Below are 25,405 nucleotides of genomic sequence, written 5' to 3' on the forward strand. Positions count from 1 at the left end.
GGCTTACTTCTTCTTGCCCTGGGTCTTGCCGGGAATCTCCTCGGCGGCCTGGCTGGTGCAGCAGCCGTCGCCTATCGCGGCGGGGTCGGCGCTCTTGCCGAGGGTGTCGGCGTCGGCCTTGACCACGTAGACCTCCCATGGTTCCTTGCCGGGGCCGTGCACCCACACCTTGTCCTGGAGGGTGTAGCAGCAGGAGGTGTCGTTCTCCTCGAAGGTGGCGAGGCCGACGTCCTTGAGCCGGGTGGTGGCGGCGCTGACCTGGTCGGTGGATTCGACCTCGACGCCAAGGTGGTCGAGCCGGGTCGCCTCGCCGGGCCCGCCCTCGATCAGGACGAGCTTGAGCGGGGGCTCGGTGATGGCGAAGTTGGCGTATCCCTCGCGCCGCTTGGCGGGTTCGGTGCCGAACAGCTTCGAGTAGAAGGTGATCGACGCTTCGAGGTCGCTGACGCGCAGGGCGAGCTGAGCGCGGGACATGACAGGGCTCCCATCGGCTTGCATTGACGTCTGTCGATGCAAGCTTGTGACTTGTATCGAAGGATGTCAACATAGACGCATGTCGAAGCAAGAGCTTGTGGTTCTCGGGCAGAGCGACGAGAACGGTGCGTGCTGCCCCGGCCTGGTGGCCGCGCCGCTGGACGATGACCAGGCGGCCGAGCTGGCGAAGCTGTTCAAGGCGCTGGGTGACCCGGTACGCCTGCGGCTGCTGTCGATGATCGCGTCGCGGGCGGGCGGTGAGGTCTGCGTCTGTGACCTGACTCCGGCCTTCGACCTCTCCCAGCCGACCATCTCGCACCACCTCAAGCTGCTGCGGCAGGCCGGTTTGATCGACTGCGAGCGACGGGGCACCTGGGTCTACTACTGGGCACTGCCCGCCACCCTCGACCGGCTCGCCGCCTTCCTGAAGACCTCGCAGGCCGCCGAGGCGACCGCGTGAGCGTCCCGCTGAGCCGCCGGGTCGTCGCCGAGGCGGTGGGGTCCGCCGCCCTGGTCGCGGTGGTCGTCGGCTCCGGCATCCAGGCCACCGAGCTGACCAGGGACGTGGGTGTGCAGCTGCTCGCCAACTCGCTGGCCACGGTCTTCGGTCTCGGCATCCTGATCGCGCTCCTTGGACCGGTCTCCGGCGCGCACTTCAATCCCGTTGTCACCCTTGCCGCCTGGGCCACCGGCCGCCGCACCGGGGACGGACCGACCGCGCGAGAGGTCGCCGCCTACATACCGACCCAGGTCGCCGGAGCCGTCGCAGGCGCCGCCCTGGCCGACGCGATGTTCGGCAAGCCGCTCGTGCAGTGGTCCACCCACGACCGCTTCGCCGGCCACCTGTGGCTGGGCGAGATCGTCGCGACCGCCGGCCTCATCCTGCTCATCTTCGGCCTGGCCCGCACCGGTCACGCCCGCTACGCACCCGTGGCCGTGGCCTCTTACATCGGCGCCGCGTACTGGTTCACGTCGTCCACCTCGTTCGCGAACCCCGCCGTCACCATCGGCCGGGCCTTCACCGACACGTTCGCCGGAATCGCCCCCAGCTCCCTCGGCCCGTTCGTCGCGGCCCAACTGATGGGCGCCGCGCTGGGACTGGGCCTGGTCGTCGCCGTCTTCGGACGCCCGGCACCCGCACCCGCCGTCCCCGCCGGCCGCCAGGGCGAACCCGAACTCACCGCCCCCACACTCCCCTGACCCGCCCCTCCGCCAGAAAGCGCACCCGCCATGAACACCCCTGCCGAACAGCCGTCCGTGCTCTTCGTCTGTGTCCACAACGCCGGGCGCTCCCAGATGGCCGCCGCGTTCCTCACCCACCTCGCGGGCGACCGCGCCCAGGTGCGCTCCGCCGGATCGGCGCCCGCCGCGACGGTCAACCCGGCCGTCGTCGAAGCCATGGCAGAGATCGGCATCGACGTCTCGGCCGAGGTCCCCAAGGTGCTCACCGTCGAAGCCGTGCAAGCCTCCGACGTCGTCATCACGATGGGCTGCGGCGACACCTGCCCCGTCTTCCCCGGAAAGCGGTACCTCGACTGGGAGCTCCAGGACCCGGCCGGGCAGGGCGTCGACGCCGTACGGCCCATCCGCGACGAGATTGAAAAGCGTATCCGCGGCCTGATCGACGAGATCGCCCCGACGGCCGGAGCATGAGTGTCCCGCCCGGCGTGCGCATCACGGCCATGGGCCCCGAGCACGCCGCCGAGGTCCTGACGATCTACCAACTCGGCATCGACGAAGGAAACGCACCTTCGAGACGACCGCACCCACCTGGGAACACTTCGACGCCACCAAGCTGCCAGACCACCGACACATCGCCCTTGACGACTCCGGCAGAGTGCTCGGCTGGCTCGCCGCGGTGCCGGTGTCGGACCGGTGCGTGTATGCGGGGGTGGTCGAGCACTCGGTGTACGTCCACCCCAACGCCCGCGGCAGAGGAGTCGGCGCGGCCCTCCTCGACGCCCTGATCAGGTCCACCGAACTGGCTGGCATCTGGACCATTCAGTCAGGCGTCTTCCCGGAGAACGCCGGCAGTCTCGCGCTGCACCAACGGATGGGCTTCCGGATCATCGGGACCCGCGAACGCATCGGCCAGCATCACGGCGTATGGCGAGACGTCGTACTGATCGAGCGTCGGAGTTCTTGCTGCGGCATAGAGAGGGGCCCCTCAGAGTCGCGCTGACTGAGCCGCAGCAAGCCCGTCTTCGCTCCGCCGAAGGGCGGCAAACTCCGGGACGTCCCGCTGCCCGGTCCAGTCGCTGACGCCCTCCGGGCACACATGAAACGGTTCCCGCCGGTCGAGATCACCTTGCCGTGGAAGGTCGCGGATGGACCTCCGGTGACCAAGCGGCTGATCTTCACCGGACCGCGCGGTGGGCACGTCTGGCGTACGTCGCTCAACGAGGAGGCGTGGAAGCGGGCTCTCGCTTCGGCGGAAGTGATCCCCGAGCGGAAGGTGGGCGAGGCCTACGACGAGTCGCGCAAGAACGGTATGCACGCCCTGAGGCACTTCTACGCCTCGGTGCTCCTGGACGCGGGCGAGAACATCAAGGCCCTCGCCGAGTACCTCGGCCACTCGGATCCCGGCCTGACGCTTCGCGTGTATGCCCATCTCATGCCGTCGAGCCAGGAGCGTACGCGGAAGGCCGTGGCCGCTGTCTTCGGCACGGCCCAGTCCGGCCCGTCTGGCAGCTGACGGCCCAGAGCCAGAGGAAAGCCCCCTCCCAGCGGAGAAACCGCAGGTAGGGGGCTTACTCGTGGGCGATTACTTCTTCTTGCCCTGGTTCTTGACGGCCTCGATGGCGGCCGCCGCGGCCTCCGGGTCGAGGTAGGTGCCGCCCGGGGTGAGGGGGCGGAAGTCGGCGTCGAGCTCGTAGTAGAGCGGGATGCCGGTGGGGATGTTCAGGCCCGTGATGTCCGCGTCGGAGATGCGGTCGAGGTGCTTGACCAGCGCGCGCAGGCTGTTGCCGTGGGCCGCGATCAGGACGGTGTGGCCGTCGAGCAGGTCGGGGACGACCGAGTCGTACCAGTACGGCAGCATGCGCTGGACGACGTCCTTGAGGCACTCGGTGCGCGGACGCAGCTCGTTCGGGATGGAGGCGTAGCGCGGGTCGTCGCTCTGCGAGAACTCGGTGCCGTCCTCGAGGGCCGGCGGCGGGGTGTCGTACGAGCGGCGCCACTGCATGAACTGCTCCTCGCCGAACTCGGCGAGGGTCTGCGCCTTGTCCTTGCCCTGGAGCGCACCGTAGTGGCGCTCGTTCAGGCGCCAGGAGCGGTGGACCGGGATCCAGTGGCGGTCGGCGGCCTCGAGGGCGAGCTGCGCGGTGCGGATGGCGCGCTTCTGCAGGGAGGTGTGCAGCACGTCGGGGAGCAGGCCGGCGTCCTTGAGCAGCTCACCGCCGCGGACTGCCTCCTTCTCGCCCTTCTCGGTGAGGTTGACGTCCACCCAGCCGGTGAACAGGTTCTTCGCGTTCCATTCGCTCTCGCCGTGGCGGAGGAGGATCAGCTTGTACGGTGCGTCGGCCATGCGTACGAGGTTAATCGACGGCGAATGCTTGACGATCCCCGTCAATTCATTGGCGCCCCGCAGGAACGCGTGCGTAAGTTACGTATGCTGCCAGAGGTACTTACATACGCAGGGGGCTTCCCGCATGTCCATCGACTCGCTCAGACGATCAGCACGCGCGACCGTCTCCGGCCTCCCCGGTGGCTTCTGGTGGCTCTGGCTCTCGACTCTCGTCAACCGCACCGGCGCTTTCGTCCTCACCTTCCTCTCCCTCTATCTGACCCAGGAGCTCGGCTACTCGGCCTGGTACGCCGGTCTCGTCGTCGCCCTGCACGGTCTCGGCGGCGTCGCGGGATCGCCGCTCGGCGGCATGCTCACCGACCGGTGGGGCCGGCGGCCCACGATGGTCGCCATGCACCTGTCGGGTGCGGTCTGCGCCGCCGCGCTCGCGCTCGTGACGAGCGCCTGGGGTATCGCCGTCGTCGTGCTGCTGATGGGCGTGGCCATGCAGGCGGTCCGGCCGTCGATCAACGCCACCATCGCCGACATGGTCCCGCAGCCCGACCTGCGCCGGGCGTACGCGCTGAACTACTGGGCCCTCAACCTCGGTTTCGCCATCGCCGCGATGGGCGGCGGCGCCGCGATCGTCCTGGGTTACCGCACTCTGTTCGTCGTCGACGCGGTCGCCACCGCCCTCTGCGCCCTGATCGTCTTCCTGCGGCTGCCGGAGACCCGGCCCGAGACGCCGCGCGACACGGCGGGCAACGCCGTCGAGGAGCAGCGGGTCAGCGTCCTGGACGTGCTGCGGGACGCCCCCTTCCGCACGCTGGTCCTGCTGAACCTGCTGGTCTGCCTGGTCTTCACCGCCCCGTGGGTCGGTCTGCCGCTCACCATGGTGGAGGAGGGCCTGCCCCCGTCCTCGTACGGCATGGTCATCGCCGTCAACGGTGTGGTGATCGTCGCCTTCCAGCTCCTGGTCAACAAGATCACCGACAAGCGCTCGCCGGTCATGCTGCTCACCGTCTCCTCGCTGCTCTTCGCGGCCGGCACGGGAGCGACCGCGCTCGCCGGGACGCCGGTGGCGTTCGCGGCGACCGTGGTGGTGTGGACGATCGGCGAGATGGTGCACGTTCCGACGAACGCCGCCGCCACCGCCCGGCTCGCCCCCGAGCACGCGCGCGGCCGCTACCAGGGTGTGATGGGCATGTCCTGGGCGGTGGCCGGTTTCGTCGCGCCGATCCTGGCGGGCTGGGTGGTGGACGGACCGGGGTCCGACGTCCTGTGGCTGGCGTGCGCGGTGATCGGCGGCGCGGCGGCGGTGGGCTACGCGACGCGGCTGCGCCGGGCACTGGCCGAGGAACCCGCGGCGGGCGGCGCGGCGGCCGGGGCCGGAGCCACGGGCGAGGCCGAGACCACTGCCTCCGTCGGCTCCTGACTCGGCGCGCGGATCCCGCGCCGCGGCCCGTCAGCCCGGCGTGCCGCCGGTCAGGCGGGTGAACGCCTCCAGGTTGCGCGTGGACTCGCCGCGTGCGACGCGCCACTCGTACTCCTTGCGGATCGCGCCGGCGAAGCCCAGTTCCAGCAGCGTGTTGAAGCTGCCGTCCGCGGCCTCCAGCACGCTGCCCAGGATCCGGTCCAGCTCCTGCGGCGTCACCACGGACAGCGGGAGCTTGCCGACGAGATAGATGTCGCCGAGCGGGTCGACGGCGTAGCTCACGCCGTACAGCTTCAGGTTGCGCTCGAGCAGCCAGCGGTGGACGCCCGCCTCGTTCTCGTCGGGGTGGCGGATCACGAAGGCGTTGACGGACAGCGAGTGCCGGCCGACGAGCAGTGAGCAGGTCGTGGTGAGCTTCCGGGTGCCGGGCAGCTTGACGACGTACGAGCCGGGCTCGGGGGATTCCCACTCGAGCTCGGCGTCATCGAGTGTCCGCTCGATCACCTGCCGTACGTCATCAGCCATGGTGGGAGCGTACGCGACGGCGGTACTCATGCATCGCGGCCGTGTAGACGTCCGCCGTCGCGGACGCCGCGGTGCCCCAGCCGAAGCCCTGGGCGTGCCGCGCCGCCGCGGCGCCCATACGGTCCACCAGGCCCGGCTCGTCGACGAAGCGGCGCAGCGCGCGGGCGTAGTCGGCGGGGTCGTGCCCGGCGACGAGGTAGCCGCTGACCCCGTCCCGTACGGCGACGGGAAGTCCGCCCACCGCCGCGGCGACGACGGGCGTGCCGGTGGCCTGGGCCTCGATGGCGACGAGACCGAAGGATTCGCTGTACGAGGGCATGACCAGCACGGACGCGGCGCGGAACCAGTCCGCGAGCTTGTCCTGGCCGACCGGCGGGTGGAAGCGGATGACGTCCGCTATGCCGAGCCCGGCGGCGAGTTTGTGCAGGCCTTCCGGTTTGGCGAGGCCGCTTCCGCTGGGACCGCCCACGACGGGGACGACGAGGCGGGAGCGCAGCGAGGGGTCCTGGTCCAGCAGCACGGCGACGGCGTGCAGCAGGACGTCCGGGGCCTTCAGGGGCTGGATGCGGCCGGCGAAGAGGGGGACGAACGCGTCCTGCGGCAGCCCGAGCCGGTCCCGGGCCTCGGCGCGGCCGTCGGCGACGCTGAAGCGTTCGAGGTTGACGCCGGGGTGGACGACGGCGACCCGGCCGGGGTCGGCGTCGTAGTGGCGGATGAGCTCGTCGGCCTCTTCGGCGGTGTTGGCGATGAGCCGGTCGGCGGCGCGTACGATCTGCTGCTCGCCGATGACGCGGGCGGCCGGTTCGGGGGTGTCGCCCTGGGCGAGAGCGGCGTTCTTGACCTTGGCCATGGTGTGCATGGCGTGGACGAGCGGGACGCGCCACCGTTCGGCGGCGAGCCAGCCGACCTGGCCGGAGAGCCAGTAGTGGGAGTGGACCAGGTCGTAGTGGCCCGGCCGGTGGCCGGCCCAGGCCTGTGTGACGCCGTGGGTGAAGGCGCACAGCTGGGCGGGCAGGTCCTCCTTGTTGAGGCCTTCGTACGGTCCGGCGTCGACGTGCCGCACCAGGACGCCGGGCGCGAGTTCGACGACGGGAGGCAGTCCGCCGGCAGTGGCCCGGGTGAAGATCTCGACCTCGATGTTGATCGCGGCGAGGCGCTTGGCGAGTTCCACGATGTAGACGTTCATACCGCCCGCGTCGCCGGTGCCCGGCTGGTGCAGCGGAGAGGTGTGCACGCTGAGCATGGCCACCCGGCGGGGCCTGCGGTGGCTGCCGGGGAATTTCAGGCGGGGCGGTACGGACAGGGCGGAGCGGCGGCCGCCGAGCCGTGTCACGTGGTGGGTCACGTGGTCGGTCCTCCTCGCTCGGGGCATGGCACTGGGGCGCACAGCGCCCTCCAGAGGTACCAACCGCCGGAGCCCTCCTCCGCATTTCCGCTTTGCCAAATCGTTGCCCATGGAGGTCCCCCGCTCATGGGGGTCCCCCGCTTTGGGGCTCCCCCTGCTCATGGGGTCCCCCCTGCTCATGGGGTCCCCCCTGCTCATGGGGGTCCCCCCTGCTCATGGGGGTCCCCCCTGCTCGAGCGAAGCCGAGAGCTCGGGGGAGAAGCCGAGAGCTCGGGGGAGAAGCCGAGAGCTCGGGGGAGAAGCCGAGAGCTCGGGGGAGAAGCCGAGAGCTTGGGGGAGGGCCGCATACGCTCGACTCATGTCCGCATCCCAGAAACGCCCGGTGGGGACCGTCACCCGCGGAACCACCAACCCCAACCGGCTGCGCCGGATGGACCGCTGGATCGCCGCCGTCCACGGTGCGGCGCTGCGCCGCAGCCATGACCCGGTAGCGGTGGACCTGGGGTACGGGGCGGCGCCCTGGACGGCCGTCGAGCTGATGGAGCGGCTGCGTACGTTCGCGCCCGCGGTGCATGTCGTCGGCATCGAGATCGACCCCGCGCGGGTCGCGGCGGCCAAGCCGTACGAGCGCGAGGGGCTGCGCTTCGCGCACGGCGGCTTCGAGGTGCCGCTGGACGGCCGGCGTCCCGCGCTGATCCGGGCGGCGAATGTGCTGCGGCAGTACGACGAGGCAGAGGTCGCCGCGGTCTGGCAGCGGCTGTGCGCGCGGCTGGCGCCCGGGGGCCTGCTGGTCGAGGGGACCTGCGACGAGATCGGGCGCCGGCATGTCTGGGTCGCGCTGGGCCCGGAGGGTCCGCGGACCGTCACCTTCGCCACCCGGCTGGGCTCCCTGGAGCGGCCGTCCGATCTGGCGGAGCGGCTGCCGAAGGCACTGATCCACCGCAATGTTCCGGGCGAGCCCGTGCACGCGTTCCTGCGGGACTTCGACCGGGCGTGGGCGGCGGCCGCTCCGTACGCGTCGCTGAGCGCCCGGCAGCGGTGGATCAGGACGGCGAGGGCCCTGGCTGTGGACTGGCCGCTGACGGACGGGGTCCGGCGGTGGCGGCAGGGCGAGATCACGGTGGAGTGGGCGGCGCTGGCGCCCCGCGCGGGCTGACGGGCACGCCCGGGAACGACTGTCGCCCGTCGCACGTCCCACTCAAGGGCGGCCGGGGACGGCGGGTGTGTCCGGGGGCGGCGACCCGTGAAGTTCCCCCGGGTAACGCCTGCCTCTGTCGTTTTCGCGCGAGCCATGGCACGATCGGCCCGTCGCCGTAAAGTTACTGACGGTTAATCAACTATCCGCTGCTCGTCGAGTCGCACACAGTCGGGGGGACTGAAGTGAACGGACGCCGTCTGGCCACCGCGATCACACTGGTCTGCGCACTGACCGTACTGGCGTCACCTGCCCAGTCGTACGCCGCGCCGAAGCCGGATCCGAAGCCGCCCGTGAGTTCCAAGGCCCTCGAGGACGTGCGCAAGCAGATCGACGATCTCTACCACCAGGCCGCGGTCGCCACGGACGCCTACAACCTCGCCGAGGAGCAGACCGAGAAGCAGTCGGCCGAGCTCACCAGGCTGGCCCGGGAGGTCATGGAGGGCCAGGAGCGGATCGACCGGCTCAAGGAACAGATGGGCGCCACCGCCCGCGCCCAGTACCGCACCGGCGGCCTGCCGCCCGGCACGCAGCTCATGCTCAGCGGCGACCCGGGCAGCTTCCTGGACGGGGCGACCCTCTTCCGGCACGGCCAGCAGGCGACCAAGGGCCTCCTCAGCGAATTGACCAGGGCCCAGGAGGACTTGACGACCTACTCCGCCGACGCGAGCACGCACCTGCAGCAGCTGGAAGCCAACCGCGCGGCGAAGGACAAGGCGAAGAAGGAGATCACCCGGCAGATCGCGGCCGCCGAGAAGCTGGAGAGCCGGCTGGAGAAGGAGGAGCGGGAGCGGCTGCGCAAGCTGGAGGAGGAGGCGCAGCACAAGGCGCAGACGGCCTGGCTGAACTCCGGCGCACTGGCCGGCGTCGGCGGCAAGGCCACCGCGGGCGGGAAGAAGGCCGTCGCGTACGCCACCGCCCAGATAGGCAAGCCCTATGTGTGGGGAGCCGAGGGACCCGACTCCTTCGACTGCTCGGGGCTCACCTCCCAGGCCTGGGAGGCAGCCGGCCGCGGCATCCCCCGCACCTCCCAGGAGCAGTGGCGGCGGCTGCCGCACGTGTCCGTCAAGGACATGCGCCCCGGCGACCTGATCGTCTACTACAAGGACGCCACCCATATCGGCATGTACGTCGGCGGCGGGATGATCGTGCACGCGCCCCGGCCGGGCCGCGACGTCACGGTCGCGGGCGCGGGCTCGATGCCGATCCTCGGCGTCGTACGCCCCGACGCGGGGTGACGTCGGCCGGTAGGTGACATTTGTCGCTCCGGGACGGGTCTCACCCCAGGCTTACGGCATATGCCCCTGGCCCTTTGACATTCGTCATTCCTTTTCGGCGTCGGCTACCGCTATGGTTCCCTGCGCACCCTCGGGGGGAGGGAAGGAAACCGAACCGATGCCCGTATCCGTACCGCGGCCGAGAGTGATCCCGGCGGCGGAGACCGCCGGCGGCGGAGACCTCACGCTCCTGGTGATCGAGGACGACCCGGCGGGCACCTTCACCGTCCCCGAACTGCTCGGCGCCGCCGGAACCCGCGTCCGTATCCGTACGGCCCGTAACGTCACCGAGGCCGAACGGCTGCTCACCGACGACATCCACTGCGTCCTCGTCGACCTCGCGCTGCCCAGCGGCGAGGGCGACGAGCTGGCCGTCCTGCGGCACATCCTGCGCCTCGCCCCCGGCCACGCCGTGCTCGCGCTGACCGGCGAGGCCGACGCCGAAAAGGCCGCGGAAGCGGTACGGGCCGGGGCCCAGGACCACCTCTCGCGCGACGAACTCGACGGCAGGCTGCTCAGCCGCGTCATCCGTTACGCCGTGGAGCGGAAGCGGGCGGACACCGCCCAGTACAAGCTCGCCGAGTCGCGGGCGCGCGCCCAGGAGAACGCCCGCCTGGAACGGGGGCTGCTCCCCACCCCGCTGCTCGACGGCTCCGATCTCCGTTTCGCCGCCCACTACCGGCCGGGCCGCTCCCGCGCTCTGCTCGGCGGCGACTTCTACGACACCGTCCGCACCCCCGACGGCACCGTCCACGCCATGATCGGCGACGTCTGCGGCCACGGCCCCGACGAAGCCGCGCTCGGTGTCGAGCTGCGCATCGCCTGGCGCGCACTGATATTCGCGGGCCTGTGCGGAGACGAACTCCTCTCCACGCTCCAGCAGGTCCTGGAACACGAACGCGACAGCGAGGAGATCTTCGCCACCCTCTGCACCGTCGACATCTCCCCGGACGGCCGCCGCGCCGGCCTCTGCCTGGCCGGCCACCCCTCCCCGCTGATCGCCCGGCACGGCCAGGCCGCGCAACTGCTGCCGTACCAGGACGGCGGACCCGCGCTCGGCCTGCTCCCACGCGCCCGCTGGCCGCGCCGCCAGGTCGAACTGGGCGGCGCATGGAGCCTGCTGATGTACACGGACGGCCTCATCGAAGGCCGCCTCGGTCCCGACACGCGTGAGCGCCTCGGCCAGGACGGCATGACCGAGATGATCAACCGCAAGCTGGCGGAGGGGCTGCGCGGCAAGCGGCTGCTCCGGGCCGCGGCCGCCGAAGCCCGCGAGCTGAACGGCGGCGAACTGACCGACGACGTGGCGCTGGTGCTGCTGGACCGGGGCTGAGCCCGCCGCCAGGTCCTGCCCGGTCGGTCAGGCCGGATCAGGGAGCGCCCGCCGGCACCGGGACGTCGCGAGCCCGGCCTGATCGGCCGGACAGGGCCTCATACGGGCCTAGCGCGTGTTTCGAAAGTCCCGCCTGGTCGGGAACGCCCGGCACGCACGCTCGCCGCGTTGTCGGTCGTCGGCGCAGCCCGCTGCGCTCTCCTCCCTCCGCCTTGCGATCGCACGCACCAGACGCCCCCGACCCCGCCCTCCGGGCGGACGACGCTACTTTCGAAACACGCCCTAGCGCCGTCCGTTGTACGGCCCGTAAGGACCGTCGCTGCTGGAACCGCCCTTGCGCCGGCCGCCACCGGACACCTCACGAAGCGCCGGCCGCACGTCCACCATGAACACGATGGTCGCGACCAGACCGGCGAGCTGCAGGAACAGCCACGGCATGATCAGGTCCACCGCGACCACGAGACCGAGGATGATCAGCCAGAAGGGCTTGGTCTTCTTGTCGGCGGCACGGTACGCGTCCTCTCGGGCCAGCGCGGCAAGGACGAAGGCGACCAGGGCGAAAGCCAGCAGACCGACGTCGATCACAAGCCAGAGGAGACTTTCCCCGTAGAACATGTCGAGCACCTCCTCATGAGTCGAATCGAGCGCCTTGCGGTCAAGTTACCGCGACAACGTGCCGGACACCCATTGGAGTGCCCGGCACGCCGGCGCTCAACCGCGCGCCTGCCCACTCCGCCTCACCGAGCGGCCTGGCTGCTCTTCCTGGCCCCGTTCTTGCGCGCGTTGGTCTTCCTGGCCTCGGGCTGGTCGTCCTCGGCGGCCTTCTCCTCCTGCTGCTGATCCTTGGGCTCGACCGCCTCGGAGAGCTCGGCGAGCTCCTCGGCCGCCTCGCCGCGCCAGGCCTTCACGGTCTGCTCACCGTGCTCGGCGACCTTCTCGTACGCCTCGCGAGCCTTCACCGCGTACTCCGCGGCCACGCCCACGCCCCGCAGCGCCAGATCCTGCGCGGTGTCACCCAGCTTCCTCAGGTCGGTGTCGAGCCCGCTCATCACTTCGGTGAACTTCGCAGACACCGTGGCCTGCGCTTCCTTCGCCTGTTCGGCCACGCGCTGCTGCACGACCTTGGGGTCCGTCTTCCGCACCGCCTCGAACCGCGCCGGCGCCTCGGCGGCCAGCTTCCTCGCCTGCTGGTAGGCGAGATCGGCGGTCCCGGCCGCGAAGTACAGCGGCGTCGGGTCGGTGAGGGTCTTGCGCAGGTCTTCGGTGATCGCCATCGCTGGAATCCTCCCGGATCAGGGTGTGTCGGTGTCCTTGTCGAGCCCGTTCTCCTTGCGGAAGGACTCGTAGATCTGGAGCAGCACCTGCTTCTGCCGCTCGTTTATGGAGGGATCGGCGAGGATCACATTGCGCGTCTCGACCTCGTCACGGTCCCGCTCGTCGAGAATCCCGGCCTGTACGTACAAGGTCTCGGCGGAGATCCGCAGCGCCTTGGCGATCTGCTGCAGAATCTCCGCACTCGGCTTGCGCAGGCCGCGCTCGATCTGACTCAGGTACGGATTGGACACCCCCGCGGCATCGGCGAGCTGCCGCAGCGACAGCTGCGCATTGCGCCGCTGCTCGCGCAGGTACTCACCGAGATTGCCGACGTTGAGTGATGCCATGCACCGATGGTGCACCAAGCCTGCTAACTATTGCAAGCAGGCGCTTGCAGGTGTTTACGCCCGCTCGACAGAACAGCCACGCCGACGGCCCTGCCGGCAGGTTTGCCAGGGACCGCTCGAGGTGATGTGGCCGGCCCGTTTCGAGGAAGCGTGTCCGTTCCCGGTATATCTGCGGTTTCCCGCCGGGACTGCAATGTGAAACGGGTCCCGGGCGACCCGCGCAGCAAGCTGCCCTACCCACGGGCCACCTCCCCGCGACGTTCGGCCGCGACGGCGGTGCCCATCGTCCGGCTGTCAAGCCGGGGCGAGCCGGGTCATCGTCACCGCGCGCCTGTTGGAGGAGCGTGCCGAAGGAGCGAACAGGGCGATTGCCACCTTCCTTGCACGGAAGCCTGAATGACGCTGTGGAGGCCTACTTCCTCGCACTGGCGGAAAACAGCAGGGCACACCTACAGCACGGAGGAGCATGAAGCATGCGACCAGATGACTGGCACCTCACCGAAGACGTCGACGACTTTCTCGCCCGAGCCGGAGACTTCCTGCGCTCGCGGCCCGGCCCGCACGTCATGCAGCTGACCTGGGCCGAGAGAGTGCGAGCGCGTGGGGCGGAGGCGTTCGGCACGGAAGCCCCTGTCTTCGGCGTGCTGGAGCGAGCAGGCGAGGTCCACGCCACCTTCTACCGCCTCCCTCCCCGTGGTTTCGGCCTCTCCCCGCTCACGCCCGAGCAGGCCGACTCCCTCGCCGCCCGCCTGGCCACCCTCGGGCACTCCCTTCGCTCCGTCAGCGCGGACCACAGCACCGCCACCGCTTTCGCCGAGGCGTGGCAGCGGCACACCGGGGCGACGCCGAAACTCCGCGACACGCGGCTCCGTCTGTACCGCCTCGGCACCCTCACCCCACCGGAGCCGCCGCCGGCCGGCCGAGGCCGCGTCCTGGGCGAGCAGGACCTTGAACACGTCATGTTCTGGTGCGGCGAGTTCGCCAAGGCCGTCGGGGAAGACGTCACCATCGACGCCGACACGTGGGCCGGCACCCGCTACGCCGACAAGCGCTACACGCTATGGGAGACCCCGGACGGCACCCCCGTCTCCATCGCGGGCATGAACCCGATGATCGGCGGCCAGATCCAGGTGGACATCGTCTACACCCCGGCCCACCTGCGCGGTCGCGGCTACGCGGGCGCCGTGACGGCGGAGGTCAGCCGGGTCGCGCTGGCCGCGGGCGCGCGGGAGGTCGTGTTGTTCGCGGACCTGTCCAACCCCACCAGCAACGCCCTCTACCAGCGCCTCGGTTATCGCACGCTCGCCGACTGGGCTGTGTATGGCTTCTCGTGCGCCGCACCGGAAGTGAGTTAAGAACCAGGCCCTGTCGTCACATTCCCGTCTGCGCCGCTGGGCGGCCTACGGTCCTCGCCCGGCGGTCCGGCCGGCGAGGCAGCGCCCCTCCCCAAAATGCTCTTCTCACGCGCTCGCTTCGCCCGGTACGGTCTCGATCACGTTCCCGCTGCGGGGAGGCCGAGAGTTCCGCGCGCGGTCGCCCCAGCAGTTCCCACATTGAGAGTAGGTTTCGTCCATGGCATGTCGCATCAGTGAGCTCGTGCTCGGTTGCCACGATCCCGAGGTGCTGGCGCGGTTCTGGTGCGAGGTCCTGGACTTCGTAGTGCTCGATCGCGAAGGGAACGACTGCATCGAGATCGGGCCGCGCGAAGGGTTCGGCGGCCCACAGCCGACGATCATCCTCAGTCGCAGGGACGAGCCGGAGCCCGGGAAGTCCCGGCTGCACATCGACGTCAACCCCACCGACCGCGATCAGGACGCCGAACTCGAACGCCTCCTGAAGCTCGGGGCGCGCCCGGCCGACATCGGCCAGACCGGCGAGGAGCAGTGGCACGTACTCGCCGACCCCGAGGGCAATGAGTTCTGTCTGCTCAAGGCCCGCCTCAAGCAGCTCTGACGGCTCTGTGTCCCGGGGGCGGCCGACGGGCCTCGAGAGGCTCCTCGCGCCGCTGCTCGCGCGAGCGCAGCAGCTACCGGGCCGGCGAGAACCTGTCCCTCGAGGGGGCTGCCGTCGGCAAGCGGACCTGGGAGGACTTCCTGGCCGAGCGGGTGCGGTGAAGGCGCCGATGTCATCCGCCGGGCCGACCGGTGGCCGCCTGCCGGAGTACCCGCCGGCAGGCCGTCGCGGCCGGGTGCCGGCTGCTTCCGCGGCGTACCGCGGTGAAGATCCTGCGTGCCTGCTGACCGTGCGGAAAGCTGCCGCAGCGGAACGCTCGGGGCACCTCCGCCCCACACGAGGTCCGGCAGGAACGCGGCGGCGTGGCCCTGTTCCACGAGGCGCAGATGCAGGAGGAGGTCGGTGGATTCGAACCGTACGTCGGGTTCGAACCCCGCGTTGCGGCAGAGGGTCATCGCCCAGTGCCGGGCGGCCGTGCCCTCGGGTTCCATGACCCAGGGGCGCCCGGCCAGCGAACGGAGCGCGGCCAAGGGGCTCTTCGCGTCGGTCGGCTCGGGCAGGGCGAGACGCAGCGGGTCGTCGCACAGCTCCTCCTGCTCCAGACCGTCCGGCCGAGGGTTGGGATTGCCCGGGTACTCCTCGGCGATGACCAGGTCGAAGTCGCGGGCGAGCAGCCTGGGGAGGGACGTCTCCGGCTCCAGCTGCGTGATGTGGACCCGCAGACGGGGATGCGCTTCACGCAGCAGGGTCAGCGCAGTGGGGACCAGGGTGAGGGCGGCGGTCTGGAAGGTGGCCACGCGGAGGGTGCCGGTGAGGTCGGTGAGGGAGGCGTTGATCTCGGCCTCGGCGCGTTCCAGTCGCTCGAGGACCGCCTCGGTGTGGGCGACGAGTATCTCGGCCTGCTCGGTCAGCCGCACCCGGCGCCCGACCGGCTCCAGCAGCCGGACGCCGACCTCCGACTCCAGCTGGGAGAGCTGCTGGGAGACCGAGGAAGGGCTGTACGAGAGGGCGGCGGCGACGGCCGCGAGCGTGCCCCGGTGCTTGAGCTCACGCAGCAGACGCAGCCGGTGCAGATCGAACATCGAGCAGCCCCCACAGCAGTCGGGTCGTTTCGGTTCCCTTGATGAATATAGGTCGGAAACATTCGCTGGACCGATGAGTGAGCGGACCGCAGGCTGGTCGCGTGTCTGCCTCTCCTGTTCGTACGCCCTCCTGGTACGCACACCCGGCCGCCCGGGCCCGGGCCTGCGCACCCGCCCCCGCCGAGGTGCGGGACTTCCATGCCTCACTGCCCGGCTACGCGCCGACCCCGCTGACCGAACTCCCCTCGATCGCCGCCGAACTGGGTGTGGGCCGGGTCTTCGTCAAGGACGAGTCGTTCCGGCTGGGGCTGCCCGCGTTCAAGGCGCTGGGCGCGTCCTGGGCCGTGCACCGGGTCCTGTCGCGGCGGGCGCCCGGCGCCCGGGTGCGGCTGGTCACCGCCACCGACGGCAACCACGGCCGGGCGGTCGCGCGCATGGCCCGGCTGCTGGGTCAGCGCGCCCATGTGTTCGTGCCGCGGGGAGTGCGTCCGGAGGCGATGGCCGCGATCGCCGCCGAGGGCGCCGGGCTCACCCGGGTCGACGGGCCCTACGACGACGCCGTGCGCCGGGCCGCGGCGGACGCCGCCGGGCCGGACTCGGTCCTCGTCCAGGACACCGCCTGGCCCGGTTACGAGGAGATCCCCGGCTGGATCGTCGAGGGATACTCCACGCTGTTCACCGAGATGGACGCACAGCTGGCCGCCGCGGGGGCCGGGGCCCCCGGTCTGGTCGCCGTCCCCGTCGGGGTGGGCTCGCTCGCCCAGGCCGCGGTCGTCCACTACCGCAGCCGCGCCACCGGCGGCACCTCGTCCCTGCTGTCCGTCGAACCGGAGGCCGCGGCCTGTGTCCTGCGGAGTCTCACCCTCGGGCGGCCGGTCGGCGTGGCCACCGGCGAGACGGCCATGGCCGGGCTGAACTGCGGCACGCCGTCCAGCATCGCCTGGCCCCACCTGCGCGCCGGTCTGGACGCCGCGGTCGCCGTGACCGACGCCGACAGCGCCCGCGCGGCCCGGGATCTCACCGCTCTCGGGGTCTTCGCCGGCCCTTGCGGCGCCGCCTCGCTGGCCGGTGTCCGCGCCGCCCTCACCGGTGCGGCGGCCGAGGACCGCCGCACCGCCCTGGCCCTGGGCCCCGCTTCCACGGTCGTCCTGCTGTGCACCGAGGGCGCCGCCGCCAACCCGTACCCGGCCGCATGGCACTGCTCGTCCTCATCCACGCGTCGCTCACGCTCGGCCGGCTAGGAGTGTCCTGAAGATCTTGGAATCGCGCCCGGCTTGCACCGGTTCATGGCGATTGACATTTACTGGCAATCCAAGGCGAGTCAGGCGGCCGGAGCAAGATCTTCATCGGTCTTCCAGGCGGTTATGCGTATCCGCCGTCCAGAGCCCGTTCGGTCCTCGAGAAGCCCGGGGTCCGCCGGGCCCTGGACCGCGTCACGGGAGTCGTGCTGATCGGATTCGGCCTCAAGGTCGCCGCTTCCTCTCCCCTGCCGGCTTCCTCTCCCCCGCTGTACGGGGCGCCGGTGGTCGGCGCCCCGGCGCTCGCCTGACGGTGCGTTTCACGGGACCGCGAGCAGCCAGGTGATCAGGGACAGCGAGCCCATCGACAGCAGGGTGGACAGCAGCACCGCGTCCCTGGCCAGGTCGGTGTCGAGACCGTACTCGGCCGCGAAGACAAACGCGTTCTGGGCCGTCGGCAGGCCCGCGCACAGCACCACCGTGAACAGCGCGTGCCCGCTCAGGCCGAACAGCCAGCGGCCGAGCAGATAGGCGAGGAGCGGCTGGACCACGATCTTGAGGGAGACCAGGACGCGGCGCTCGGTGCGGCCGCGGGGGTCGGGGCGGGTGCGGACGTTCAGGGACATGCCCAGTGCGAACAGCGCCGCGGGTACGCCCGCTCCGCCGAGCATCCGGACCGGGGCGGTCACTTCGTCCGGGAGCCGCCAGCCCAGGGTGGCCACCGCCAGTCCGGCCGCGGACGCCGCTATGACCGGGTTGCGGAAGGGCAGTTGCAGCATCCGCACCCATCGGCCGCCTGCTCCGCGCCGTACGTCGAAATCGATGAGCACCAGGATCAGGGGCGTGATGAACAGCGTCTGGAACAGCGCCGCGGCGATCACGAACGACGTGTCCTTCAGGACGTGCACCGCCACCGGGATGCCCAGGTTCGCGGAATTGACGTACGCCGCCGCCATCGCACCGATGGCCTGGTCGGCCTGGCGGTGCCGGAACACCCGGCGGCACAGCAGCAGACCCACCGCGAACACCGCGAGCAGGCTCGCCGCGAAGACCAGCACTCCCGGCTCGGCCAGATCGGCCACCCGTGACCGGGACATCGTGAGGAACAGCAGCGCGGGCATGGCGAAGGTGAACGCGAAACGCCCGAGGACGTGCTGCGCCTGCCCGCCGAGTACGTCGAAGCGGCCGGCGGCCCAACCGGCCGCGGTTATCGCCCAGATGGGCAGGAAACCGGAGAGGACCGCATGCACGTGACGCCACCCTACACGGCACCCGCCCGGCCGCCGGAGGTGTGACGTTCACAGCTCCGTACGCAGCCACACCGCGTACGCGGAGACGATCTGCCACTGTCCCGGGACCTCCGCCAGACCCAGCGGTCCCGCGGCCGACTCCAGGACGCCGTGGATGCGGCGGGCCACCCGGGGCAGCAGCTGCCACTGCGTCACGCCGCCCTCCCTGAGGACCAGGCCGGCCCGGATCACATCGGTGTAGACGGACTGCGCCCGCTTGTACGCCAGGATGTGCGGCAGGTCGTGCGCCCAGCCGGCCGCGCTTCCGGGACGTACGCTCTCCATCGCGTCCCGCCAGCGGGTGGCCACCCTCGACGCCTGGCCGCGCGGATAACGCATCAGGTAGAGATGCGTGGCCAGGTCGTAGAGCGGATCACCGACCATGGCAAGTTCCCAGTCGATGGTCCACAGGTCGCCCCGCGCGTCGACGACGAAGTTCTCGCGGTGCAGATCGCCGTGGAGCAGGCTGAACGGACGTCGTGTGAAGGCGGGTAGTCCGGCGGCGAACCGGGGCAGCGCGTCGGGCCGTATGCCCAGGGCGTCGAAGAGGGTGCCGAACCGAGCGGTGTTCCTGCGGCGGACGTGTTCCTCGGTGAACCGCACCAGGCAGCGCAGAAAGGCCGTGGTGTCGTGGTCGTCCGCCCCGTCCCCGGCCGTGCGGATCCGGTCCGCGGGCAGCTCGTCCGGGCTGATCACCGCCAGCTCCCGGAACAGCGTCATGAGCTGGCCGAGGTGGCGGGCGGCGAGCGGTGTGCCGGGAGGGCAGCGGTCGGCGAGGGTCCGGCCCTCGACGAATCCGTGCAACGGGACACCGTCGACCTCGACGACCTCGGGTATCCGCCGGACGCGGCCCTGCAGGGCGGCGAGCAGCTCGTCCTCCGAGGTGAAACAGCGCCGGTCGAACGACTCCACGCCCGGTCGGCGTTCGCGCAGCTTCACCCGCTCGATGCGGCGGAGCAACGATGCGTCGAAGGTGGGGACGGCGGCGGGCGCGAAGACGTACGCCTCGTGGTGGTAGCCCTTCAGCGGGCCGACCACTTCGCCGCCCGCACGGCTCAGGGCCATGGCTCGCTGCCGCACCGGCGACGCACCCGGGACCGCCGTCAGTGGTGTGTTGCGCCTCATTCAGTGAGTGTCACGTCTGAAGCGGCGGTTTCCCAGAGGGCCTCCGGCCTCGGTGCTACGGGAGTGGCCCGTTCTCGCTCACCGCGGCGGCCAGCTCCTCGACGCCGTCGACGACGAAGTCCGCCCCGGCCTCGGCGAGGAGCCCCCGCTTGGACGGCTTCCGGTGGTAGCCGACGAACGTGGCCCCGACGGCGCGGGCGGCCTGGAGGTCGGTGAGGGCGTCACCGATCATCAGGCCGTGTTCGGGTGCCACTCCGGCGGTGTCGAGGACCTGCAGGAGGGAGGCCGGGTCGGGCTTCATACGGGCCACGTCCTGATACCGGCCCACGATCAGCGGTTCCTCGACGAGGCCGGAGAGCGATTCGCGCAGCAGATAACTCCTGATCGCAGGTGCGCAGTTGTTGGAGGCGATCGCGAGTGGCCGACCCGTCTCGTGCCAGAGCTTCATGAACTCGGCCGCACCGGGAGTCGGTTCGGCACCTTGGGCGGCCTCCACCTCGCGCGTGTCGAGCAGTTCGCGCTGCTCGTCGACGAGAGCGCACGGCCCGAGGGCCCAGGCGTAGCCGCGGAGCACGGCGAGCGGGTCCGGGTTCCCCTCGAGCTCCGGGAGGGCCTGCCCGTGTTTCTCGGCGAGCAGCTGCAGCTCGGCGGCGATACCGGGGGCGGCGAGGCCGGCGAAGAGCCGGCAGATGGGGCCGTCGAAGTCGAGGATCACGCACTCGGCACGCGCCAGCGCATGCCGAAGCGTCAGGGGGAGGGAGTCGGTGGAGGGCCGCACGGTCAGAAATCCGCCTCTTTGGACAGGGTGGGGGTGTTCCAGGTGTTCTCGAACCACTTCTGGACCATCCCCACGAAGCCCACCTGGTCGGGCGGGGACCCGGCGGAGGCGCGATAGGGGTACATCGTCGCTCCGAGCCCCAGGGAGTCGATGATCTCGATGACCTCCCCGTCGTCGAGGGTGACCGGCCGCTTCTCGGGTGTGTAGAGGCCGTGCAGCGCCAGACGGCGATTCAGGACGTACAACTTCATCTGGGGCGACTGGGACACGGTCCTGACCTGGACCGACACCTCGGGCACCAGGTCCAGGTCGCGCAGCAGATGGAGCGTGTCCCGCAGTGTTGTCGCGTGGCCCACCAGGATGCGCCGCAGCCGGGCGCGCGGGCGGGGGTCGGACGGGTCCTCCACGGAGACCGGAATGGCGAGATTGGCGCGGGTGTCGGGCAGCAGGAGGCGGGCCGTGATGGACCTCGGCGGCCGGATCTCCTTGGCCACGATGCGGTCCTTCTGCTCGGCCACCGTCCTCACCAACGACTCGGTCGTCATCGAGAAGACGTCGAGGGTGACCTCGGTGGCCTCGAACGCCTCGGCCACATACGGCTTGAGCAGCACCATGGGAGCCTTCTCGGAGACCAGGTCCAGGCCCTCCTTGACGAGCGCGCCGCTGCCCTGGTGCGTCTCGATCAGCCCTTCGGCGCGCAGCACGGACAGCGCCCTGATCACCGTGTCGCGGGACACGCCGTGCTCCTGCGCCAGCTCACGCTGGGTGGGGAGGCGCTTCCGCGGGCCGTACGCACCGGCCGCGATCTGGGAGCGCAGCTTGTCGGCGATCAGCTCGTAGTCGTGCTTGCTGCCACTGGCCATCCACCAACCGTACAACCAGCGCTGGTTGCAGGGCGAGCACCCTGCTTGAGCGACAACTAATCCGAACAACCAGACAAGTTTGAGGGTTACCAACCAGCGGGCATCTCTTCGACACGGCAACCCCACCAATTTGTACGGGAGTTGCGAGGTTGACCGGACCCACAGCGGGGCCGTCCAAGCGGCACAACGGCGTGCGGGCGCCGACGCCCCTCACACCTTGAAGGAGTTGACCGCCATGCCTCTGCTCGCCCTCGTCCTCTCCGTCTTCTCCCTCGGCTTCGAGCAGCTCGTCCAGTGGAGGTACGGCGCCATGGGCGTGATCGGCCTGGTGCTGCTCACCATCGGCTTCAAGGCCAGGAACAGCACCTGCATCGGCATCGGCGCGGTGGTGCTGGTCCTGCTCTTCTCCCAGCCCACCACCTGACTCAGAAGACGTCGGGGCACCAGGGCCGGCGCGCCGTGCGGAACAGCGTGTCGGCCACCGCGGCGGCACCCGGGGTCTCCTCCGTCACGCGGCCCAGGGCCGCGAGGCGCGTCGCCGACTCGTCGCCCAGGTAGAGCGTGCTCAGCTCGCCGAGCTCCAGGGTGAGGTCGGCGGTCCGGGTGGTCGGGGCGCAGCTCGCGCCGTCCGGCGTGGCATCCAGGCGGAAACGGCCGCCGGACAGGCCCGACGCGTCACGGACGTCCAGGACGAGCGTCGCGGACGTCGGGTACGTACGGGCCTCCAGCGCGCGTAGGACATCCAGGATCCGCACCCACAGCGTGTCCGCGTGCGTGACGACGCGGGCCGCCCGCGGGTCGGGCAGCAGCAGCGGAAGCAGGTCGTCGGGAGCGCGGTGGCCCGTGCGGACCTTGACGATCCAGTCGATCGAGCAGAGGTACTGCCACAGGGCGCGCTCGGCCGCCGGGGAGACGGCGATCAGGCCTTGGACGGTCGCGGTGTTGAGCGGCTGCTTGGCATCGCCCCAGTGATCGTCGACCTTGTAGGAGACCAGGCCCTCCATCTCGCCGGAGGCGGAGCGGTACACCGCGTAGAAGGGCTCCGTCCAGGCGCCGGAGCCCATCAGGTGCGACTGGCCGGTGAACACCTGCCACCAGCGCTCGTTGCGGCTGACCGCTCCGGGCTGCCGACGGCGGAAGCGCTCGTACAACTCGGGGCCGGCCTTGCGGACCTCGTCCGCGTCCACCAGGTCGATGCGCCCGCCGTCGCCCGGCAGCGGCCGGTGCGGGTCGAGCCCGGTGCGCAGGACGTCGATCTCCCAGTCCGTGATCCAGGCGGCGGGGCCGAAGCCGTAGCGTCCGTAGATCGGGTACTCGGCGGCGTTCAGCGTGGACACCACGTCGCCGCGTTCCTTGGAGGCGGCGAGGTCCTCGGCCATCATGCGGCTGAGCAGCCCGCGGCGGCGGTGCGTCGGCGAGACGGTCACATTGGTGACCGCGGCCGCCGGAAGCGCGGCGCCGCCGACGGCGGTGAGTTCCTGCGCAAAGGAACGGAACGTGGCGACGCACCGGCCGCCGTCGAAGGCGCCCCGGGTGCGGGAGAAGTCCGTGTACGGCCCGCGGTCGGCGACCTCCTCGTCCGAGACCACCGGCGCGTACAGAAACCCGGTGGCCACCGCGCGCAGCCACTCCGGGAACTCGGATTCGGTGATCGTACGGACTTCGAGGCTCATGCGGCCACGTTAGGCGGCCAACGCGGATTCTGGCCACGAGTTTTGTGCGGGCGTTCTCCGCGACCTCCGCGGGGCGAGCCAGCTCCGCAGGGCGGCCCGGTCAGCGCTCTCCGTCAGGTGAACCGGTGTGTCCGTCCTCAGGCGCCGGACGGGCTGGGGGTTGCTGCCGGTCGCCGGTGGCCGCTCCGGGGATACCGCCCGGGCCGGGCATGCTGTGTTTTCCAGGGCGTGACATCAGCGGCTGCGCCGCGGTCCCCGGACCCCCGTACGCCGCGCGGTCTCGTGGTGCGTGGGGTCGACCGGCAGGTTCGCGCGTCACACATCACGTTTTACGGCCCGGACGGCACCCCCTGCACGGCCCCCTTCACACGCCACCGGTTCGGTTGTGGGAAGTGACGGTCTCCGTCCGGGTTGGCCGGTGTGTGTCCGTCCCCGAACGCCGGACGGGCTGGGGTTCCGGCCGTCGGCCGGTGGGCGACGGCCCGGCCGCGTCGACGCGCTCAGAACGTCGCGCGGATCGCGCCCACTTCCCGGCCGCCGCCCAGGAGGGGTGCGGTGCCGATGCGGGAGACCACCGGCGCGTCCACGCCCAGCATCTGCAACGCCCGGGCCAGCACCGGGCCCAGCGCGCGGCTCGCGCCGTCGTCGATCTTGAAGGCGAGGGCGCGGCCGTCGGCCAGGGCCACCGCCTGGACGGCCTCGGCGCCCATCTTCGACAGCGTGCCCGGCACCTCGCGCATCAGCCAGGTGTCCGGACGGCGGGTGCCGGCGACGTACTCGGGGTGGGCCCGCATCGCGTCGGCGACCCGGCGCTCGGCCGTCCCCTCCTCCGCCAGCACGAAGTGGCGGAACGCCCGCGCCAGGCCGACGACGCTGACGGCCATCAGCGGGGCGCCGCAGCCGTCGGTGCCGACCGCGGCGACCGGCTCGCCCGCGGCCTCCTCGACGACCGTGTGGACGAGCTGCTGGAGCGGGTGCTCCGGCGCGAGGTAGGAGTCCAGCGGCCAGCCGTTCAGCGCGCACGCGGCGAGCATCGCGGTGTGCTTGCCGGAGCAGTTCATGGTGACCCGGTCGCGGACACCCCCGCCCGCCAGGTAGGTCTCCGCCTCGGCCGGGTCGAGCGGCAGGTCCGGCGGGGTCTGCAGATCGGCCTCGGACAGTCCGTGGTCGGCGAGCATCTTGCGCACGAGGTCGAGGTGGAAGCCCTCGCCGGAGTGGCTCGCGGCGGCCAGCGCCAGCCGTTCCCCGGACAGGTCGAGGCCGGCCCGCAGCACGGCGGCGGCCTGCATGGGCTTGTTGGAGGACCGCGGGAAGACCGGGCGGGAGACGTCCCCGAGGGCCAGTTCCACGCTGCCGTCGGCCGCAAGGAGGACCAGGGAGCCCCGGTGATGCCCCTCGACGAAACCGGACCGTACGACGTCGGCGAGGACGGGGGATATCGGGGCGGGGGCGGTGCCGGACGTGATGGAGGACATGGGGGGCCTTCCGGGGGCGCGAGACCCGCGCCCGCCGAAGGGGGTTTCCCTCGTCTCAGGTGAGCAGGTCGTCTACTTGTGCTTCCCCTTCACGGTACCTGCGGGCGATCTCGGCGCCGCAGTCGTCGGCGGTCCGCTGGAGCTGCTGGCGGCGCCGCGACACCTGCTGCTCGTAACCGACCAGACGGCCCATCGCCGCGTCCAGCTCCTCGTCCGTACGGGCGGAGAGGTCCGAGAGCGCGACCTCGTCGAGCATCTCGGCGGCAAGCGTGCGGTACTCCTCGCCGCGCGGAGTGCAGAGCGTCACATGGCGGGCGGAACTGCCGCGCCCCGACGGCGTGTCGGCGAGGATCTCGGAGAGCCGGTCCACGACGGGTGCCTGCCGTCCGGTGCGCCGGGCGAGCTCGGCCCGCAGGATGTCGATCCGGCCGTGCAGCAGCCGCCGCACATAGCTGAGATCCGCCTCGTCGCGCCGCGAGTCGCGGCGCAGAGCACGCAGCTCGACCAACTGGAGCCCGCTCAGCCCGGGTTGGCGCGGGGCAGGTGGTGCGGGCGGACACGCGGCCGCATGGACTGTATGCGTAGGTGCCGGTACGGGACCGGGCGACTGCCCGGCACCAGATGTGCTCATGCGTGAACCGTCCCCTCGACCGGTGCGTCGGGCTGTGCACCGCCTGTGAGCATCGTGCCACTCCGGGTCGCGCGAACGCAGGCGCACAGCACCCGTTCGGCCGCAGGCATCATGGTGCATATGCGTGCAGTGGTGCAGAGGGTCGACGGCGCGAGCGTGACCGTCGCGGGCGAGACGGTCGGCGAGATCATCGGTGAGGGGCTGTGCGTCCTGGTGGGGGTCACCCACGGGGACACCCCGGAGAAGGCGGCCCAGCTGGCCCGGAAGCTGTGGTCCGTACGGATCCTGGAGGGCGAGAAGTCCTGCTCCGACGTGAACGCCCCGCTCCTGGTGATCTCCCAGTTCACCCTCTACGGAGACGCCCGCAAGGGCCGACGCCCCACCTGGAACGCGGCGGCGCCCGGCGAGGTCGCCGAGCCGCTGGTCGACGAGGTGGTGGCGCAGCTGCGGGCGCTGGGCGCGCAGGTGGCGACGGGCCGGTTCGGGGCGGACATGCGCGTCTCGCTCACGAATCACGGCCCGTTCACGGTGCTGCTCGAGGTCTGACA

26 protein-coding genes and 3 pseudogenes are annotated in these 25,405 nt (G+C 71.1%); 14 read left to right on the forward strand and 15 right to left on the reverse strand.

Annotated features, from left to right (window positions below; genetic code table 11):
* Nucleotides 1-3 precede the first annotated feature (3 nt).
* Nucleotides 4-474: an ArsI/CadI family heavy metal resistance metalloenzyme gene (locus tag ABD858_RS14845; RefSeq protein WP_345037519.1), complete on the reverse strand. Its 471-nt coding sequence runs from the start codon at nt 472-474 to the stop codon at nt 4-6.
* Between the two features lie 79 nt (nt 475-553).
* On the opposite strand from ABD858_RS14845, the gene ABD858_RS14850 reads away from it, so the two are divergent.
* From ABD858_RS14850 to ABD858_RS14870, 5 genes and pseudogenes are all read left to right on the forward strand, one after another.
* The gene (locus tag ABD858_RS14850; protein ID WP_345037520.1) at nt 554-934 is read left to right on the forward strand and encodes an ArsR/SmtB family transcription factor; all 381 of its coding nucleotides are present in this window, start codon (nt 554-556) and stop codon (nt 932-934) included.
* On the forward strand, nt 931-1,674 hold the full coding sequence (locus ABD858_RS14855; RefSeq protein ID WP_345037521.1) for an aquaporin: 744 nt from the start codon (nt 931-933) through the stop codon (nt 1,672-1,674). The genes ABD858_RS14850 and ABD858_RS14855 overlap by 4 nt, the downstream gene beginning before the upstream one ends.
* A gap of 30 nt (nt 1,675-1,704) precedes the next feature.
* Nucleotides 1,705-2,127 carry an arsenate reductase ArsC gene (locus ABD858_RS14860; protein WP_345037523.1) on the forward strand — a complete coding sequence of 141 codons (423 nt, stop codon included), beginning with the start codon at nt 1,705-1,707 and terminating at the stop codon, nt 2,125-2,127.
* Nucleotides 2,124-2,656: pseudogene (locus tag ABD858_RS14865) on the forward strand (GNAT family N-acetyltransferase). Before ABD858_RS14860 ends, ABD858_RS14865 begins: the two are co-directional and overlap by 4 nt.
* Nucleotides 2,657-3,169 (forward strand): annotated as a pseudogene (locus ABD858_RS14870) (tyrosine-type recombinase/integrase); the annotation flags it as partial.
* 69 nt (nt 3,170-3,238) lie between these two features.
* Here the strand turns inward: ABD858_RS14870 and ABD858_RS14875 are convergent.
* The gene (locus ABD858_RS14875) at nt 3,239-4,000 is read right to left on the reverse strand and encodes a phosphoglyceromutase (protein WP_345037525.1); all 762 of its coding nucleotides are present in this window, start codon (nt 3,998-4,000) and stop codon (nt 3,239-3,241) included.
* Nucleotides 4,001-4,124: 124 nt separating this feature from the next.
* Between ABD858_RS14875 and ABD858_RS14880 the strand changes: the two genes are divergently transcribed.
* The gene (locus tag ABD858_RS14880; protein ID WP_345037527.1) at nt 4,125-5,414 is read left to right on the forward strand and encodes an MDR family MFS transporter; all 1,290 of its coding nucleotides are present in this window, start codon (nt 4,125-4,127) and stop codon (nt 5,412-5,414) included.
* A gap of 30 nt (nt 5,415-5,444) precedes the next feature.
* Here ABD858_RS14880 and ABD858_RS14885 read toward each other — a convergent pair whose 3' ends face one another.
* Together ABD858_RS14885 and mshA are read right to left on the reverse strand one after the other, a co-directional pair.
* A complete protein-coding gene (locus ABD858_RS14885) occupies nt 5,445-5,939 on the reverse strand; it encodes a type III secretion system chaperone family protein (RefSeq protein ID WP_345037529.1) in 495 nt (164 codons plus the stop codon).
* Entirely contained in the window at nt 5,932-7,284 is a 1,353-nt protein-coding gene (mshA, locus tag ABD858_RS14890) for a D-inositol-3-phosphate glycosyltransferase (RefSeq protein ID WP_345037531.1), read from the reverse strand. Before mshA ends, ABD858_RS14885 begins: the two co-directional genes overlap by 8 nt.
* 358 nt (nt 7,285-7,642) lie before the next feature.
* Here mshA and ABD858_RS14895 point away from each other — a divergent pair, with 358 nt between their 5' ends.
* From ABD858_RS14895 to ABD858_RS14905, 3 genes are all read left to right on the forward strand, one after another.
* Nucleotides 7,643-8,440, forward strand: coding sequence for a class I SAM-dependent methyltransferase (locus ABD858_RS14895; RefSeq protein WP_345037533.1), 798 nt, complete (start codon nt 7,643-7,645; stop codon nt 8,438-8,440).
* A 224-nt stretch (nt 8,441-8,664) separates the two neighbouring features.
* A complete protein-coding gene (locus ABD858_RS14900) occupies nt 8,665-9,717 on the forward strand; it encodes a C40 family peptidase (protein ID WP_345037535.1) in 1,053 nt (350 codons plus the stop codon).
* A gap of 157 nt (nt 9,718-9,874) precedes the next feature.
* Complete coding sequence (locus ABD858_RS14905; RefSeq protein ID WP_345037538.1) at nt 9,875-11,089, forward strand: PP2C family protein-serine/threonine phosphatase; 1,215 nt, start codon at nt 9,875-9,877, stop codon at nt 11,087-11,089.
* Between the two features lie 282 nt (nt 11,090-11,371).
* On the opposite strand, the gene ABD858_RS14910 is transcribed toward ABD858_RS14905, so the two are convergent.
* The 3 genes from ABD858_RS14910 to ABD858_RS14920 all read right to left on the reverse strand — a co-directional run bounded on the left by ABD858_RS14910 (nt 11,372) and on the right by ABD858_RS14920 (nt 12,750).
* On the reverse strand, nt 11,372-11,704 hold the full coding sequence (locus ABD858_RS14910) for a DUF2516 family protein (protein WP_345037540.1): 333 nt from the start codon (nt 11,702-11,704) through the stop codon (nt 11,372-11,374).
* 122 nt (nt 11,705-11,826) lie between these two features.
* Entirely contained in the window at nt 11,827-12,363 is a 537-nt protein-coding gene (locus tag ABD858_RS14915) for a hypothetical protein (RefSeq protein WP_345037543.1), read from the reverse strand.
* Nucleotides 12,364-12,381: 18 nt separating this feature from the next.
* A complete protein-coding gene (locus tag ABD858_RS14920; RefSeq protein ID WP_345037545.1) occupies nt 12,382-12,750 on the reverse strand; it encodes a helix-turn-helix domain-containing protein in 369 nt (122 codons plus the stop codon).
* A 473-nt stretch (nt 12,751-13,223) separates the two neighbouring features.
* On the opposite strand from ABD858_RS14920, the gene ABD858_RS14925 reads away from it, so the two are divergent.
* Complete coding sequence (locus tag ABD858_RS14925) at nt 13,224-14,105, forward strand: GNAT family N-acetyltransferase (protein WP_345037546.1); 882 nt, start codon at nt 13,224-13,226, stop codon at nt 14,103-14,105.
* Between the two features lie 217 nt (nt 14,106-14,322).
* A complete protein-coding gene (locus ABD858_RS14930) occupies nt 14,323-14,703 on the forward strand; it encodes a VOC family protein (RefSeq protein ID WP_345037548.1) in 381 nt (126 codons plus the stop codon).
* A 172-nt stretch (nt 14,704-14,875) separates the two neighbouring features.
* Here the strand turns inward: ABD858_RS14930 and ABD858_RS14935 are convergent.
* Nucleotides 14,876-15,785: pseudogene (locus ABD858_RS14935) on the reverse strand (LysR substrate-binding domain-containing protein).
* Nucleotides 15,786-15,886: 101 nt separating this feature from the next.
* Here ABD858_RS14935 and ABD858_RS14940 point away from each other — a divergent pair.
* Complete coding sequence (locus tag ABD858_RS14940) at nt 15,887-17,026, forward strand: pyridoxal-phosphate dependent enzyme (RefSeq protein ID WP_345037550.1); 1,140 nt, start codon at nt 15,887-15,889, stop codon at nt 17,024-17,026.
* 317 nt (nt 17,027-17,343) lie between these two features.
* On the opposite strand, the gene ABD858_RS14950 is transcribed toward ABD858_RS14940, so the two are convergent.
* From ABD858_RS14950 to ABD858_RS14965, 4 genes are read right to left on the reverse strand one after another with little or no spacing between them, the layout of a single operon-like run.
* Nucleotides 17,344-18,273 (reverse strand): AEC family transporter, encoded by a 930-nt coding sequence (locus ABD858_RS14950; RefSeq protein ID WP_345037552.1) that lies wholly within the window; start codon nt 18,271-18,273, stop codon nt 17,344-17,346.
* A 48-nt stretch (nt 18,274-18,321) separates the two neighbouring features.
* Complete coding sequence (locus ABD858_RS14955) at nt 18,322-19,437, reverse strand: phosphotransferase (RefSeq protein ID WP_345037555.1); 1,116 nt, start codon at nt 19,435-19,437, stop codon at nt 18,322-18,324.
* Nucleotides 19,438-19,492: 55 nt separating this feature from the next.
* A complete protein-coding gene (locus ABD858_RS14960) occupies nt 19,493-20,215 on the reverse strand; it encodes an HAD family hydrolase (protein WP_345037557.1) in 723 nt (240 codons plus the stop codon).
* Nucleotides 20,216-20,217: 2 nt separating this feature from the next.
* Nucleotides 20,218-21,078, reverse strand: a complete 861-nt coding sequence (locus ABD858_RS14965) for a GntR family transcriptional regulator (protein ID WP_345037560.1) — start codon at nt 21,076-21,078, stop codon at nt 20,218-20,220.
* Nucleotides 21,079-21,313: 235 nt separating this feature from the next.
* On the opposite strand from ABD858_RS14965, the gene ABD858_RS14970 reads away from it, so the two are divergent.
* Entirely contained in the window at nt 21,314-21,502 is a 189-nt protein-coding gene (locus tag ABD858_RS14970; RefSeq protein ID WP_345037562.1) for a hypothetical protein, read from the forward strand.
* A 1-nt stretch (nt 21,503) separates the two neighbouring features.
* Here ABD858_RS14970 and ABD858_RS14975 read toward each other — a convergent pair whose 3' ends face one another.
* From ABD858_RS14975 to ABD858_RS14985, 3 genes are all read right to left on the reverse strand, one after another.
* On the reverse strand, nt 21,504-22,751 hold the full coding sequence (locus ABD858_RS14975) for a GNAT family N-acetyltransferase (RefSeq protein WP_345037565.1): 1,248 nt from the start codon (nt 22,749-22,751) through the stop codon (nt 21,504-21,506).
* Nucleotides 22,752-23,251: 500 nt separating this feature from the next.
* A complete protein-coding gene (locus tag ABD858_RS14980; RefSeq protein ID WP_345037567.1) occupies nt 23,252-24,226 on the reverse strand; it encodes an asparaginase in 975 nt (324 codons plus the stop codon).
* Between the two features lie 55 nt (nt 24,227-24,281).
* Nucleotides 24,282-24,857 (reverse strand): RsiG family protein, encoded by a 576-nt coding sequence (locus ABD858_RS14985; protein ID WP_345037569.1) that lies wholly within the window; start codon nt 24,855-24,857, stop codon nt 24,282-24,284.
* A 120-nt stretch (nt 24,858-24,977) separates the two neighbouring features.
* Between ABD858_RS14985 and dtd the strand changes: the two genes are divergently transcribed.
* Nucleotides 24,978-25,403 (forward strand): D-aminoacyl-tRNA deacylase, encoded by a 426-nt coding sequence (dtd, locus tag ABD858_RS14990; RefSeq protein ID WP_345037571.1) that lies wholly within the window; start codon nt 24,978-24,980, stop codon nt 25,401-25,403.
* The last annotated feature ends 2 nt before the right edge of the window (nt 25,404-25,405 follow it).

This window comes from Streptomyces sannanensis (assembly GCF_039536205.1).
GTDB lineage: Bacteria > Actinomycetota > Actinomycetes > Streptomycetales > Streptomycetaceae > Streptomyces > Streptomyces sannanensis.